At 74.7% G+C, this 15,074-nt stretch carries 10 protein-coding genes; 4 read left to right on the forward strand and 6 right to left on the reverse strand.

Going from position 1 to position 15,074, the window contains the following annotated elements; all coding sequences use genetic code 11:
• Positions 1–7: 7 nt before the first annotated feature.
• The 6 genes from B082_RS39900 to B082_RS0117345 all read right to left on the reverse strand — a co-directional run bounded on the left by B082_RS39900 (position 8) and on the right by B082_RS0117345 (position 7,776).
• Positions 8–1,693: a hypothetical protein gene (locus B082_RS39900; protein ID WP_078622589.1), complete on the reverse strand. Its 1,686-nt coding sequence runs from the start codon at positions 1,691–1,693 to the stop codon at positions 8–10.
• Positions 1,694–3,275: 1,582 nt separating this feature from the next.
• Positions 3,276–3,434, reverse strand: coding sequence for a DUF6760 family protein (locus tag B082_RS39500; RefSeq protein WP_018553076.1), 159 nt, complete (start codon positions 3,432–3,434; stop codon positions 3,276–3,278).
• Positions 3,431–3,925 carry a hypothetical protein gene (locus B082_RS0117330; protein WP_018553077.1) on the reverse strand — a complete coding sequence of 165 codons (495 nt, stop codon included), beginning with the start codon at positions 3,923–3,925 and terminating at the stop codon, positions 3,431–3,433. The genes B082_RS39500 and B082_RS0117330 overlap by 4 nt, the downstream gene beginning before the upstream one ends.
• Entirely contained in the window at positions 3,922–4,362 is a 441-nt protein-coding gene (locus tag B082_RS0117335; protein WP_018553078.1) for a phage tail protein, read from the reverse strand. The genes B082_RS0117330 and B082_RS0117335 overlap by 4 nt, the downstream gene beginning before the upstream one ends.
• A 57-nt stretch (positions 4,363–4,419) precedes the next feature.
• Positions 4,420–5,946 carry a phage tail sheath family protein gene (locus tag B082_RS0117340; RefSeq protein WP_018553079.1) on the reverse strand — a complete coding sequence of 509 codons (1,527 nt, stop codon included), beginning with the start codon at positions 5,944–5,946 and terminating at the stop codon, positions 4,420–4,422.
• A 522-nt stretch (positions 5,947–6,468) separates the two neighbouring features.
• On the reverse strand, positions 6,469–7,776 hold the full coding sequence (locus tag B082_RS0117345; protein WP_018553080.1) for a hypothetical protein: 1,308 nt from the start codon (positions 7,774–7,776) through the stop codon (positions 6,469–6,471).
• 227 nt (positions 7,777–8,003) lie between these two features.
• Between B082_RS0117345 and B082_RS0117350 the strand changes: the two genes are divergently transcribed.
• From B082_RS0117350 to B082_RS0117365, 4 genes are all read left to right on the forward strand, one after another.
• On the forward strand, positions 8,004–8,726 hold the full coding sequence (locus B082_RS0117350; protein WP_026249894.1) for a helix-turn-helix transcriptional regulator: 723 nt from the start codon (positions 8,004–8,006) through the stop codon (positions 8,724–8,726).
• Between the two features lie 316 nt (positions 8,727–9,042).
• Entirely contained in the window at positions 9,043–12,201 is a 3,159-nt protein-coding gene (locus B082_RS0117355; RefSeq protein ID WP_018553082.1) for a DUF11 domain-containing protein, read from the forward strand.
• The gene (locus B082_RS0117360) at positions 12,198–12,905 is read left to right on the forward strand and encodes a DUF4255 domain-containing protein (protein ID WP_018553083.1); all 708 of its coding nucleotides are present in this window, start codon (positions 12,198–12,200) and stop codon (positions 12,903–12,905) included. Before B082_RS0117355 ends, B082_RS0117360 begins: the two co-directional genes overlap by 4 nt.
• Positions 12,902–15,034, forward strand: coding sequence for an ATP-binding protein (locus B082_RS0117365; protein WP_018553084.1), 2,133 nt, complete (start codon positions 12,902–12,904; stop codon positions 15,032–15,034). The genes B082_RS0117360 and B082_RS0117365 overlap by 4 nt, the downstream gene beginning before the upstream one ends.
• Positions 15,035–15,074: the final 40 nt, after the last annotated feature.

Here is a 15,074-nt window from a genome sequence, read left to right on the forward strand (position 1 = left end):
TCTCTCTTCAGCGGCGGCCGTCGTAGGGGCGTCCGGAACGTTCCCTGCCGCGGCGCAGGTCCGCCCGGAGCAGCCTGCTGACCGGGTCGATCAGGCGCCGGGCCAGGTCTTCGACGTCCACCCCGGCGGCCTCGTCCGGGCGGGGCGCGGTGGGCACGGCGGGGGCGGCGGGGGCGGCGGGACCGGTGGACGCCGCGCCCGGGGCGGGTTTCTTCTGGACCACCCGGACGGGCACCCCGGCCAGCCCCGCTTCGGCCACCGCCCGCTGGACCGCCTGGGCTCGGGGGTCGGGCTGCGGGGAGCGTCCGGCCCGGTTCTCGGGCTGCCGGTCCGGTGCGGGGCGCGAGGCGCGTACGGCGAGGGGCGGCGACGCGCCGAACGGGTCGTCCTCCGGCGCGGGCCCGGCCGCCGGGGCGCCCGCCTCGGGCACGACCGGCATCGCGAGGCGCTGCACCGGCACGGCGGCGCCCCCGGGGCGCGGGGAGCCGGGCGGGTGCGGGCGCACGACGGGGACGGGCGCCGGTGCGGGCGGGGCGGACTGGCGGACGGCGAGCGGTGGTTGGGCGGCGCCGGGGGTGGTGGGGCCGGCGTGGGCCGGTACGTCGGGGTGGGTGGCCCGCTGCACGGTGGTGTGGCGGGCGACCGGGGCGGGCGGGGTCGCCCGCGTGCGTGGGGCGGCCGGGGTGGTGCGGGTGTCCTGGTGCGATTCCGGGCGCGGGGTGTCCGCCGGGCGCGGGGTGTCCCGTCGCCAGGTCGCGGGTACGACGGGGCGCGTGGCGGCGGCGGACGGCGGCGCCGAGAAGCCCTCGGCCGCGCCGGTACGCACGGCCAGGGTGCGCCCGGCGAGCAGGGCGCGCGACCGCTGGACGATCAGGGGATCGGGGCCGGAACCCGTACCGGGCGTGGCGGGTCCCGGCGCCTGTCCGCCCGGTCCGCGTGAGGTGATCCGCCGGACGCGTACGGGGGCCACCGCGCCGGGGGGCGGGGAGGCGCCGCCCGTGTCCACGGCGGCGCGTTGGACGGCTGCGGGCTGGGCCGGGGATGCGGAGGGCCCGGCGGGTCCGGCGGGCGTTTGGCCGGGCTGGGCGCCGGGCGTGGTGCCGGGCTGGGCGCGCAGGGGCATGGCTGCGGGCGCCGGCGTGGCGGGGGTGGCGGGCGCGGCGCCCGGCCGGTGCGGCGTCTGCGGGGCCGCGGGGCCCGGCCGTACGCGGCGCGGGTCGCCCAGCAGCGGGGCGTCGCTCGCGGTGCCGGCGGTGGGCGGGAGCGCGGAGAGGGGCGCGCCGAGCCCGCCCCGGATGCGCGCCTGGGCGCCGGGGGTACGGGGCGCGGGGGCGTGCGCCGGGCGCGCGGACGGGGCGACCGGGGACGCGGGTGCGGGCTGGACCGGCGTCGGGGCGGTGCCGGGGGCGGACCGCTGACGTTCCGTCGCCCGGTGCTCCGCCGGGCCCCGCTCGGGCTGCCCGCCGGCCCGCTGCGGGGAAGGGGCGGAAGGCGTGGCCGCGTCCTGCGTCTGCCGCTGGACCACGGGCAGGGCGGGCCCCGACGAGGAACCGGAACCGCCGTCCCGGTCGGCGGGCGTGACGAAGGGGGCCGCCTCGGGGGGCAGTTCACGCAGCGGCTTGCCCAGCGCGGGGCGCACGGGCGGCGGGGCGGACGGGGCGGACGGGCTCGCGGAACGCTCCGGCGCGACCACGGGCGGGCGCTCCGTTGACCCAGCCCGGTCGGCGGGCGTGCGACCGGGGCCGGGGCTAGCGCCAGGGCCAGGGCCAGGGCCAGGGCCGGAACCGGGGCCAGGGCCAAGCGCCTTGGGCGCGGACGCGTCCGCCCGCCGCTGCACCACGGACGGGCCGCTCTCCGTCGCCCCACGACCGGACTCCCCCGCCGCCCCGGCAGACCCGGACACATCCGCCTGCCGCTGAACCACGGGCAGATCGGGCCCCGCAGAGGAACCCCCGCCATCGAGGGCGGCCGGGCCCGCAGGGCTGACGCCGGCGGGCAGTTGGCCCAGGGGCTCGCCCAGCGCGGGGCGCACGGCCGGCGCGGCGGACGGCCTCGCGGAACGCTCCGGCGCGACCACGGGCGGGCGCTCCGTTGACCCAGCCCGGTCGGCGGGCGTGCCGGAACCAGGACCGGAACCGGACCCGGGACCGGAACCAGGACCGGAACCGGGACCGGGCACCACGGGCGCGGACGCGTCCGCCCGCCGCTGCACCACGGACGGACCGCTCTCCGCCGCCCCACGACCGGACTCCCCCGCCGCCCCGGCAGACCCGGACACATCCACCTGCCGCTGAACCACGGGCAGATCGGGCCCCGCAGAGGAACCCCCGCCCCCGGGAGCGGGCAGCACCGACGGGCTTACGCCGGGCGCCGGTTCACGCAGAGGCTCGCCCAGAGCAGGGCGCACGGAAGCCGCGTCCGGTCCGTCGACAGCCGGGCCCTCGGCGGGCCCCCGGCCGGGCGTGACCGGCGGCGCGGCCGGCACGAAGGCGGCCAGGTTCCGCAGGGGCGTCGCCGGACGCCGGGCGATGATCAGGGGAGCTGCGGTGCGCCGGGCCCGGACCGGGGCGGGCCGGGTCTGCACCGGTACGGCGGGGCCGCTTTCCCCGGGCGCGCGGGGCGCCGGGGCGGCGGGCGACGCGGAGCCGGACACAGCTGTGACCACCCGTCCCGGACGACCCCGGCCCGGAAGGGCGGGCGTACGCGTACTCCCGCTCCCCGCGTCCGTATCCGCGCGGGCGCCCGATCCGCCCGCCCCGTCGGCGCCGGGCTGCCGGGCCGCCGGGCCGCTGCCGGTGCGGGGCCGCGTGGTGCCGGGCCGCCGCTCGGCGGTCGGGGTGCCAGCTGCGGAAGGCGCCACCGGCTCCTCCGGTGTCCCGGCCGCCCGCAGGACGAGGGGCGCCGCTCCGGAGGAGGACGCGGGCCGGGCGGCGCCGGGCCGGGCCACGCCGTGGATGAGGCCGACCGGCGCGGAGGGCAGCACGGCATGGCCCAGCTCGCCGCCGTACGCGACGTTCTGCCAGGAGGCGAGCCGGGACCTGAAGCGCAGGCCGTCGCTCACCCCGATCGAGGACCGGGCGACGGTCACCGCGGGCGGGGCGACCCGCCGCCAGCCTCCGTCCCAGTCCGCGCCGGACGGGGCTGCGGGCCCGGCCGGTGCCGGTTCCGTAGTCGGTGCCGGGGTCGGAGCCGGTGCCGGTCCCGCGTCGGGGCCGCCGTCACCTGCCGCCGCCGCGCGGGCCCGCCGCCGGAACAAGTCCCTGAACTCCACGCCCTCACCCGCTCTCGTTGACGCGGGTGTTGATCCGCGCTATCTCCCTCACCCACTCCTGCCGCTCACCATGGGTGAGGTCGAGGATCTCCTCACGCTGCCAGTGGAAGTGGTAGGCGATGTACGCGAGCTCCTCCCGCAGCCGGGAAGGCGCGTACGTCACGATTCCCCCAGGCGTTCACCCGAGAGGTCCACCTCGAAGGAGCCGTGGCACAGCGGGCACGTCACCGCGGCGTGGGTGTGGCCCTCGCTGTTGATGCGGCGGTAGAAGTCCTGGAGGAACGCCACGTCGGTGGCGTACATCCGCTCGACCACCCCGGCGTGCACATCGGTCACCGTGCCCAGCCGGGTGATCACCTGGCTGAGCAGCACGACGCTCAGGTACGCCGGGTTCTCCTTGACCCGCAGGTCGATCTGCGGGCGCAGTTCGTCGCGGGCCGTGGCGAGCCGCATCGACCCGCTCCGGTGCACCTGGCCCTCGTCGTCCACGTAACCGCGCGGCAGCTCGAAGTCGAACTCCGTACGCAGGTCGGAGCGGTCCGGCTCGCGGGCGGGAGGCGGCGCCGGGGCGGCCTCCCGCTGCGTGGGCGCGGCGGCGGCGAGGTTGTCGAGGACCTCTTCGAGCCCGCCGCCGGAAACGGTCCTGCGCCTCATTCGACCACGATCTCCTCGAAGGTGATGGTGACCGACTCCGTCGCCGCGCTGGACTCGCCGGCCTTCAGGGAGGGGCCCTCCCACTTGCTGGCCCAGCCCTGCATCAGCTGGATGCGGCGGACGGTGTCACCCTTCGAGTCCTTGATCTCGATGGTGAGGTTCTGACGCGCGGTGTCGACGGCACCGTTGTTCAGCGTCTCCTTGATCCACTTGGTGAACTCGCTGCTCTTGTCGAGCCCGCGGGTGATCGTCACCTCGCCGGCCTGGCGCGCGCCGGGCTGCTTGCGGATGATCTGCTTGCCCTCGGCGGTCACCTGCCTGACCTCGACTACTTCTTCCTCGACGGTCAGACCGCTGATCTCCTGGATCGACTCCACGAGATAGCCGCCGAGCTGCACGCCGAAGACGTGGGTGGAAAGAGCGTCGCCCTCTGCCATGACTGTGTGTCACCTGTTCCGTTCGTTGCCTGCTGGGTCACTCCGGGACGAGGACGGTCACTCGTCCACGAGGCTGGTGCTGTCGGAGAACTGCGAGAGGCGGAAGACGACGAACTCCGCGGGCTTCACCGGGGAGACGCCGATCTCGCAGACGACCTGGCCGAGGTCGATGGACTCCTGCGGGTTGTTGTCCCGGTCGCACTTGACGTAGAAGGCTTCCTCCGCCGTGCGGCCGAAGAGCGCGCCCCGGCGCCACTCCTCGGTGAGGAAGGCGGTGACGTTGCGCCGGATGCTCGACCAGAGGCGGTCGTCGTTCGGCTCGAAGACCACCCACTGGGTGCCCAGGAGGATGGACTCCTCCAGGTAGTTGAAGAGGCGGCGCACGTTGAGGTAGCGCCAGGCCGGGTCGGAGGAGAGCGTCCGCGCGCCCCAGATCCGGATGCCCCGGCCCGGGAAGGCGCGTACACAGTTGACGCCGATCGGGTTGAGCAGGTCCTGCTCGCCCCGGCTCAGCCGCAGTTCGAGGTCGAGCGCGCCCCGGATGACCTCGTTGGCGGGGGCCTTGTGCACTCCGCGCTCGCCGTCGCTGCGCGCCCAGACACCGGAGACGTGGCCGCTCGGCGGCATCAGCGTCTGCTGCCCGCTCGCCGGGTCGAGGACCTTGAGCCAGGGGTAGTAGACCGTCGCGTAACGCGAGTCGTATCCGGCGTCGTCGTTGCGCCAGGTGCGTACGCGCTGGGCGTTCATCCCGGGCGGGGTGTCCAGGACGGCGACCCGGTCGCCCATCTGCTCGCAGTGCGCGATCACGGCCAGCTGTACGGCCCTGACGCCCTCGTCGTCGATGTCGCCGCGCTTGTGGGCGCTCATCAGGTCGGGGACGGCGACCATGGTGATCTCGTCGATCGCCTCCAGGGCCGCGATGCCCGTACGGGCCGACGCGTCGCCGACGAACTCGACCGGCCCGGTCCCGGCCTGGCCGGCGTTCTCCGGGGCGGCGGGCGCGAGGCTGAGGCTCTGCTTCTCGGGGCGGGTCTGGGCGGTGCCGGGCTGCTCGGTGACCTCGATGAGCTTGGACTGGCGGGCCTGGGTGACCAGGTAGCCCTTGACGTTCTTGCGGACGGAGGTGTCGAACGTCTCCGCCACCTTGCCGCCCTGACGCACCAGCAGCCGGAAGCGGTCCTCCGGGGGGTTCTCGCCCTCGGCGTCGGTGACCTCGATGGAGAGGCCGTCACCGGCGCCCGGCCGGGCGGAGACCAGGAAGCCGCCGATGGCGACGGACGGGGCCGCCGCGGGCGCCGCGCCCCGGGGCGCGTCCTCGGAGGGGCCGCCGACGCGCACGATGTACGCGGCGCCGCCGCCGTTGCTGAAGTAGCCGTGGACGGCGAGCGTCAGATAGGTGTCCGGGGTGAAGGTGCCGAACGCCGAAACGTACTGGTCCCAGCTGGTCACCAGCGTCGGCCGGTGGAAGGGGCCCTTCTCCGCGAAGCCGACGAAGGCTGCGACCGCGGTGCCGACTCCTTCGATGGGCCGTGCTCCGGACTGCACCTCCTCCACGTATACACCTGGGGTGAGGTACGACGGCATGCTCGCTCCTTCGGCTGGTCAGTCGTTCGCCTGCTCAGTTGCTCAGTCTTGCTCCGGGGCGTGCGCGGGCAGTAGGCCTCAAAGTCCTGGCCGGGGGGCAGGGCCACTGCACTTTCCGGGCCGCAGGACGCCGGCCGGGCCACCCCGGCGGACGTGCGGCCGACGGACCGCCCGGATCCCGCCGGGCGGTCCGATCGATTCCAGCCAGAAGGCCGGGAGTCGGGTGTGACGAAGCCAACTGATTCCGGTGTCCGCTCCGGCGCACTGGAAAGCCGTGGTCCACACCAATGTGCGCGGGGGTCCGCCGTTCACGCCGTGCATTACCACCGGAATTGACCGGTAATCAGCGCGAGAGGCCGGGTATTCACCAGTCGGCCGGTACCTCTCCGATTTACGGGTCCAGGGCGCCCGGGTGTGCGAAACGCCACACCCGGGTGAACTCCCAGGTCACGCCACCGCAGGTCGGAATCCCGCCTGTTCACGTCAATGGAACAGACGGGCATGAATCCGGGGCTATCGTTCCTATCGTGCGACGTCGCTCAACCGGCCACTGACATTGAGTACCTGATGGCACTTCGAGGCCTGCGTTCCGGTTGCCGGAGTCCCAGGCTTGGAGCACGTCACAGAAATAGTGATCGCGTCCTTCTCCAGTACCTGAATGGGGGTGACCCAGTGATAGTCCTGGTTCCGGAACGTCTCCAGCGCAATGGTGGTGATCTTCCGCTTCCCGAAGGAGATCGTCAGCACCCCCTCGTCGCCCTGGAAATTCGCCACGACGATGTCCGTGACTCCGAAAGTCTTTCCGTCCTCGACGACGTAGGTCCCGACCCCCTGTTCCCCGGCCCGTGTCTGCACGTCGATGGTCTCGGAGCTCTGGGCGCCGTCGCCCCCGCCGCCGCCCCCGGTCGAACCGGAGCCACCGCCCGTACCGGCACCGCCGCTCCCGTCCGCCCCGGACGTGGTGCCCTGGCCCTTCGCCTCCCCCTGGCCCTTGCCGTCGTCCGTGGCGCCGCCGGCAGCCGTGCCGCCCTGGGGCGCCCGGTTCTCCTCCTGGGCCGCCTTGGTCCCCGCTTCCTTCGCGGCGCTCTGGACGGCGGGCCGCACCAGGGCGAACCACGCCAGGAGCAGCGCGATCAGGGCCGCGAGGACGATCAGCAGCCACTTCGGCAGCACCGGGAGCTGGACGAACTCCCCCGGCAACGGCTCCGGCGGGACCTGCTGCCGCCCGTCCTCGGTGGCAGCCTCCTCGGTCTCCGGCTCGGCGGCGGCGACCTCGAACGGCCAGGTGGCCGGGGCGCCGAACCAGATCAGCTTCCGGGCCCGGACCCGCAGGCCCGCCTCGGCGGACTCGCCGGGCTCGAGCGTCCGGCGTTCCGGGGTGAAGGCGAGGCGCAGTTCCTCGCCCGCCTGCCTGCCGCCGAACACGACCTCGGTGGGAGCGTTCCCGCGGTTCTGCACCGAGGCGCGGAAGCGGGCGCCCAGCCAGCCCCTGCGCCGGCCCGGCTCCAGCCTCGCCCGCAGCTCACGGAAGGGCGCGACCACCACCGTCATCTCGGGAACGGCGACCGACTCCGGGTGCTCGGCGGGCAGTACGCGTATGCCCACGGGCACCTCGCCCGCCCTGACCTCGTGGGACCTGGGCGGCGCGAACCGCACCGTCACGGTCTGGGACGTACCCGGGTAGAGCGAGACCCGCTCCGGTTCCACCGTGGTCCAGGGCGCACTGTCGCCGACCACTTCGAGGGTGTACGCCTCCACGATGTCGCCGTCGTTGCGCACGGTCAGCGTGGTCGTCGCTTCGGTGCCGGGCGACACCGTCACCGTGGGCATGTCGAGTTCGGCAGATGTGGTCACGATGCGACGTTAGGCCGCACCACCGTCCCCGCAGCAGGGGCGGGAGGGCAACGTCCGGGCAGGGGCGGTGCCCCGGCGGCACACCCGTGCCGGGTGCCCGCACCGCATCCCCGGGCCAGGTCGCCCTGCGGGGCGCCGGGCGAGCGAGCACGGCACACCCGACGTATCGGATATCGGCGAAAGCGGCCCAGAAGGACGAGCGCATGACCACGACCACGACAGACATATCGAAGACGGGGGCTGCGGGCGGCCCCGGCCGTGTGCCCTCCGCGCCCGAGCAGCGCACGAGGAGCACACCGGCGCCGGGCCGGGTCTCGGTGGCGGTGTACGCGGAGGACCTGATCCTCCAGACCGGTGTGGTGCAACAGCTGCGCCCCCGGCCGGAGATCGAGCTGATGCCGGAGGAGGAGGCGGACAACGCCCAGGTCTCCTTAGTAGTGGTGGACATGGTGAACGAGTCCGCCGTCCAGCTCCTGCACCGCCTCCAGCGCAACACCTCCACCCGCACCGGCCTGGTCGTCGGCTACTTCGAGGCGGGTGCCCTCCAGACCCTCATCGAGTACGGGGTCTCCGCCGTGCTGCGGCGCGGGGAGGCCGACCAGGACCGTCTCGTCCACCTCGTCACGGCCATCGCGAAGGGGGAGGGCGTGCTGCCGGGCGATCTCCTCGGCAAGCTCCTCGACCATGTCAGCAGCCTGCACCGCACGGTGCTGGACCCCAGGGGCCTCTCGTTGTCCACCCTCACGACGCGGGAGGCGGAGATGATCAGGCTGGTGTCGGAGGGCTACGGCACCGCGGAGATCGCGCAGAAGACCTCGTACTCCGAACGCACCGTCAAGAACGTGCTGCACGAGGTCGCCACCCGGCTGGACCTGCGCAACCGGGCCCACGCGGTGGGCTACGCCATGCGGCACGGGCTCATCTGACGGGCCCGCGGGGGCAACCGGAGTTGCCTCCGCGGTGTCCCGGGGTCCGTGGGAAGAGGCTGCCGGGCACCCGCGGAACGGGGCGGTGGCCCGGCGGACGGGTGCCGGGCGTCCGGGCCGGGGCGTTCCCGCCGGGCGGGCAGCCGCAAAGGGCACCCGCTCTTACCCCGTCCCGGGTACTCCCGGCCCTGTCCCCGCGCCCCCGTACGCGGGATGCTCAGCGTGGAGAACCATCGACCAGACTGTGAGGTGGACCGTGAGCGGTCCTGCTGGCCCGGCGAGGGGTGCCCGGTTGCGTCGGCTGAGCGGCGCCCTGGTGCTGCTGACACCCCTGCTGGTGGCGGGTTCCGTATCCGCCCCGCAGGATCCGCACCAGGCGGTCGCCGCCGCGGAGGCGGCCCCGGCGGACACCGGGCGCATCGTCTTCGCCGGTACGGGCCACCGCAGCCTGGGGCGGGCCGTCTCGGGGACGGCTACCGAGGACCTGTTCGACAGCGACAAACCCGCCCACTACGACCAGGACGCCTTCGGGCGCGGTGAGGTGCTGGTCTTCACCAGCCTCCGCGACGAGGCCCGGCCGCAGGTGTACGTGCGCGGCGCGGACGGCAACGTACTCAGGCTCACCTTCGGCATGGACGCCGCCCACCCCGAACTCTCCGTCGACGGGCGGACGGTGGTCTTCGACTCGTCCGTGGCGGGGGCCGGCGAGGGCGCCCAGCGTGACCTGTGGTCGATCGGGGTCGACGGCAACGGGCTGCGGCAGCTGACGGACACCCCCGACGCCGACGAGACCTCTCCGACGCTCTCCCCCGACGGCACCCGAATCGCGTACGCGAGCGACGGCGGCCCGGAGCCGGGCACCCAGATCTACGCACGGGACCTGGACGGCGGGGCGGTGACCTGCGTCAGCGACAGCACCGAGGGCGACGCGAGCGAGCCCGAGTGGAACCCGGTGGGCGACGAAACCCGCCGCTCCCGCATCGCGTACACACTGGCGGTCACGCCGAAGAACGCGACGGACACCGGCTTCCGGCTGCGGGTCACCGACGGGCCGGGCAAGGTCCGGCCGGTGCTGACCGACCCCAATGAGGACTGGGGCACCCGGTCCTCGGCCTGGCTCCCGGACGGCGTCGGTCTGCTCTTCCTCAGCCCCAACCGGGACTGCGGATGCGCCCCCTACGACCACGTGTACCGGATCCCCTCCCTCGAAGACCCGGCCCCGCAGATCCAGCTCACCGAGAACCGTGAGGTGGACACACCCGCCGTACTCGGAACGGGCGGCGGCACCTGGACGACGGTCGTCACCCGCCGCACCACCGAGGACGACGAGATCGTCACGCTCCAGGACATGCGGCAGGACGGCGCGGACCCCCGGGACCTCAGGCTCGACGTGCTGCGCGAGGACCCGGCGGCCAAGGACAACAAGAGCGACGATCCCGCCCTGGACCCGCTGTTCCACCCGGGCACGGACTACGACCCCTGGACCGAGCGGCAGACGTACACGCCCGACGGACAGAAGATCGCCGTCACCCGCTTCGTGGACGACGAGGGCGAACGGGTCCAGCAGATCTGGCTGACCGACACCGAAGGGCAGAACAAGAAGCTGCTGAACCTGGAGGGGCGGGCCCCGAAGGAGCGGGACACCGACCCCGCGTTCTCCCCGGACGGCACCCGGCTGGCCTTCACCCGGTCCACCCCCGGCGAGGGCGAGAACCCCACGTGGACGAGCCGGGTGCTCGTCGCCGACGCCGACACCGGGAAGATCACCGGCGAGGTGGTCCCGCCCGAGGGCGAGGTGGTCGGAGGTGACGCCCAGCCCGCGTGGTCGTCGGACGGCACCATGCTCGCCTTCACCCGCAACCAGGTGATCCGGGGCCTCGGCGGCATCAAGCACGTCTGGACGGCCCCGGCGGACGAGCTCGGACAGCAGGACGACCTCAGCGTCCACGGCTGCCCCGGCGAGTGCAAGGTGATCGACGACAGCCCCGCGTTCTCCCCCGACGGCGCGTCCGTCGCCTTCAACCGCAAGGACCGCGCCGACCAGATCAACCAGCGGGCGAGCGTCGTCGTCATCTCGCCGGACGGCGGGAACTGCCGGGTCGTCCTGCCCACCGACCGCCGCGACGACCCCGCCGCCTGCGGCGAGGAGATCCCGGACGTCGAACAGACCGGCCCCTACCAGCCACGTGACGTGGCGTGGTCGTCGGACGCCGGGCGGCTGGTGTTCAGCCACCGCCGGGACAGGGCACCCAGCTCCCCCGAGCAGCTGTCCGAACTCGACCTCGCCACCGGCACCGTGACCCCGCTGACCGCGCGGCTGCGGGGCCGGCAGAAGGAGCCCGCCTACCAGCAGCAGGTGGACCTGGCGGTGACCGCACCGCCCACCACGCCCCCGGTGGACACCGGCTCGTCGGTGACGGTGACGGTGACCGTCACCAACCACGGCCCGGCCCCCTCGCCCGGCACCACCTTCGTCGCCGACGTCCCGCAGGGCGTGCGCCTGGAGGAGCTGACCAGCACCGCCGGCACCTGCGCCGCCGGATCGCCGAGCTGTGACCTGGGCGTCCTCAAGCCCGGCGACGAGGTCCAGGTCACCGCGCGGCTGACGGGTGTCACGACCGGGCCCTGGCAGCTGGGCTGGTCGGTCACCGGTTCGGTGATCGACCCGAACCCCACGGACAACGCGACCGGGACGGACATCCGGGTCCGCGAGATCCCCCAGCTCCCGGACCCGCCCGCGTCCCCCGTCCCAACCCCGCCCCACACCCTCCCGCCGCCGGCCTCGCAGCCGCCCGCCCAGCCGCCGGCTCCGCTGCCGCCCGCACCCGAGGCGGGCCCCGGGGTCGTCGTACGGGCGCAGCCCAGCCCCGGATACGTGGGCGGCCGGGTCGTGGTGACGTACACCGTGCGCAACGGGAAGAACGCCCTGGCCACCGGTCTGCGCCTGCGGCTCGGGCTGCCCGCCCGGGTCCCCGTGGAGACGCTCCCGGCCGGCTGCACCGCCGCCGGGGCGTGCACGCTCCCCGATCTGGCGCCCGGCGCGTCCTCGGTACTGCGGGTGGTCCTCGCCCCCGACCGCGCGCTGCGGACCACCATCACCGGAACGCTGACCACGAGCGGCACCGACGCGGACCTGGGTGACAACGTCTCCCGCGCTCCGCTGCGCATCCTCCAGCCGCGCATCGTCTCGGTGCCGGAGGTCGGCAAGCCCGGATTCGTCACCTCGGTGCGGGGGAAGGACTTCCCGCCCGGCGTGGCGGTGAAGCTCACCTGGAAGCCCGGGATCACGGCGACCGCGCCGCCCACCCGGCCGGGCGGCGACGGCACGTTCATCGCCCAGCTGCTCATCCTGGTGAAGGACCAGACGGGGCCGCGCACCATCACCGCGTCCGGGCCCGGCTTCTCCCCGGTCTCCACCGACTTCCTGGTGGTCAGCGGCAACATCGTGCCGCCGGACGAGGTGGGCCGCCGGTGATCCACGAAGTGGACGAGGGGCTGCGGCTGTTGCTGGTCGACGCCGGCCTCCAGGACAGCGGGGTCGAGCTGGTCTTCGACGCCCCGACGAAGGACTGGTCCGCGCGCCGCAACGCCCCCACGGTGAGCGTCTTCCTCTACGGCATCCGCGAGGACGCGACCCGTCGCCGTACCGGCACCGCCGAGGAGTACGACGAGGAGGGCGTGATCACGGGACGGCGCACGCCGCCGCGCTGGTTCGAGCTGACCTATCTGGTGACCGCGTGGACCAACCGCCCGCAGGACGAACACCGGCTGCTCTCCGAGGTGTTGCGCTGCCTGATCCGCACGAGCGTGCTGCCGGTGCGGATGCTCACGGGCAGCCTCGCCGACCTCGGTCTCACCGTGGAGATGGAGGCGGCGTCGGCCGGTACGGGCGACCGGCCGTCCACCGTGGACGTGTGGTCGGCGCTGGGCGGCGAGCTGAAGGCGGCGATCGACCTGCGGGTGTGGGCGCCGCTGGCCGGCGAGGTGGAGGCGGCCGGGCCGCCGGTCACCGAAGGGCTGCTGGTGCAGACGGTCCCCGCCCGGGACGGCCAGGCGACGGAACCGGGACGGCGGCTGCGCTACGAGGGCGCGTCGGACCCGGCGGGGAAGGGTTTCGCGGCCGAGCGTGACCGGCAGCTGCCGCCGGGCCGGCGCAGGCGTGGAGGTACGGCCAGGTGACCACCGCGCATCAGGCGCCGCCCGGCCTCCGGGAGCCGGACGGCGCCTCGCCGCCGCCCGTCGCTGACCTCTGGGAACGGCTCGTCCGCATCGAGCAGCGGGTACGGATCGCGGTCGCGCTGCGCCGGGACGCCGACCCGGAGCCGGACGACCCGTACCGGGGCCAGTACCTCACCGCCGCGGCGGCCGACCGCATTCTGGAGTCCCGCGACGCGTTCCGCCCCGTCCCCGCGCACGGCGCTGGTGAGGAGTCCCCGGAGCGGGGCCGGATCGCGGCGCTCGCGGAGCGCTTCGGCCTGGTCGCGCCGGACCTCGATCTCCTGCTGGTCGCGATGGCCCCGGACATCGACGCACGGTTCGAGCGGCTGTACGGCTATCTCAACGACGACCTGACCCGGCGCCGGGCGACGATCGGCCTGGCCCTCGAACTGTGCGGCCTGCCCGCCGCGGGGCCCGGCCGCTTCCGCTTCTCGCCGTCGGCCCCGCTCGTCGCGGCCGGCCTGGTGGAGGTGACGGAGACCGAACGCCCGCTGCTCTCACGGGTCCTGCGGGTACCGGACCGGATCACCGCCCATCTGCTCGGCGACGACGGGGTGGACGGCAGGCTGCACGGCCTGGTCCGGGCAGCCCGGCCGCCGCGGGAGCGCCCGGAGCCCTGCGAGGCCACCCTGCGGATCGCGGCGGCGGCGGGCACCGGCAGCGGCCTCGTGCATCTGCTGGACCGCGGCGGTGACCCCGGCGGCCTCGCGGCCGACGCGCTCGTCACGGCCGGGCTGCACCCGCTGGTGGTGGACGCGGCCGCGCTCGCCGCCGCCCCGGAGCCGGTGACGGCCGTGCGGCTCCTGGCGACCGAGGCGCGGCTGAGCGGCGGCGGTCTCGTCGTCGGCCCGCTGGAGACGCTCGTCCCCGAGCAGCCCAAGGGCGCCGCCCTGGTCGGCGCGCTCTGTGCGGCGGTCGGCGGCGGCTCGCCCCTGATCCTGTACGGCAAGAAGAACTGGGACCCGCTGTGGGCCGGTGACAGCCCGGTGGCGGTCCCCGTCCCGCCGCCGGACCCGTCGGACGCGGCACGGCGGTGGCGTCACGCGCTCACCGGGGCCGGTGCCCGGACCGGGCTCGCCGCCGGTACCGCGACGGCCGACGCGGATCTCGCCGACGCCACCCGCGCCTACCGGCTGGACTCGGGCCAGATCCGCCGCGCCGCCGCCGTCGCCTCCCGGCTGGCCGCGCTGGAGGGCCGCCCGGTGGAGGCCGGGGACCTGCGGACCGCCGTCCGGGCCCAGAACGGGGCGGGGCTCGCCCGGCTCGCCCGCCGTATCGAGCCCGCCGTCGGCTGGGACGACCTCGTGCTGCCCCCGTCGACCCGCCGTCAGCTGTCCGACCTGGCCCTGCGCGCCCGCCACCGGGAGCAGGTGCTCGGGCAGTGGCGGATGCGGCCGGGCGGGGGCCGGGGGCGGGGCATCGTCGCGCTGTTCGCCGGGGAGTCCGGGACGGGCAAGACCATGTCGGCGGAGGTCGTCGCGGCCGACCTGGGCATGGAGCTGTACGTCGTGGACCTGTCGTCCGTGGTGGACAAATACGTCGGCGAGACCGAGAAGAACCTGGAGCGGATCTTCGCCGAGGCGTCCGACGTCAACGCGGTGCTGCTGTTCGACGAGGCCGACGCCGTCTTCGGGAAGCGCTCGCAGGTCAAGGACGCGCAGGACCGGCACGCCAACGTGGAGTCGGCCTATCTCCTCCAGCGCATCGAGTCCTTCGACGGCATCGCCGTGCTCACCACCAACCTGCGGGCCAACCTGGACGAGGCGTTCACCCGCCGGCTCGACGTGGTCGCCGACTTCCCCGTACCGGACGCTCAGCAGCGGCTGGCCCTGTGGGAACGCTGCCTGGGCACGGAGGTCCCCCGCGACCCCGGCCTCGATCTGCCGACCTGTGCGGAGCGCTTCGAGCTGACGGGCGGTTCGATCCGCGCCTGCGCGGTCACCGCCGCGTACCAGGCGGCGGAGTCGGGCCGCCCGCTGGACACGGAACAGTTGGTCGCGGCCGTCCTGGCGGAGTACCGCAAGCTCGGACGGCTGGTCCTGGACAGCGAGTTCGGCCCGTGGCTGGAGCGGGCCCGGCGCCGGGACTGACCTCGGGGTGGCTCCGGGGGGGCCGGGAGTGTCCGGCTCC

Source organism: Streptomyces sp. ATexAB-D23, from assembly GCF_000373645.1.
GTDB lineage: Bacteria > Actinomycetota > Actinomycetes > Streptomycetales > Streptomycetaceae > Streptomyces > Streptomyces castrisilvae.

What these genes read in the sequence shown, in the direction of transcription:
- B082_RS0117350 (WP_026249894.1), top strand. Translation starts at nt 8,004, where the DNA reads ATGACCACGACCACGACAGACATATCGAAGACGGGGGCTGCGGGCGGC.
- B082_RS0117340 (WP_018553079.1), bottom strand. Translation starts at nt 5,946, where the DNA reads ATGCCGTCGTACCTCACCCCAGGTGTATACGTGGAGGAGGTGCAGTCC.
- B082_RS0117335 (WP_018553078.1), bottom strand. Translation starts at nt 4,362, where the DNA reads ATGGCAGAGGGCGACGCTCTTTCCACCCACGTCTTCGGCGTGCAGCTC.
- B082_RS0117330 (WP_018553077.1), bottom strand. Translation starts at nt 3,925, where the DNA reads ATGAGGCGCAGGACCGTTTCCGGCGGCGGGCTCGAAGAGGTCCTCGAC.
- B082_RS0117345 (WP_018553080.1), bottom strand. Translation starts at nt 7,776, where the DNA reads ATGCCCACGGTGACGGTGTCGCCCGGCACCGAAGCGACGACCACGCTG.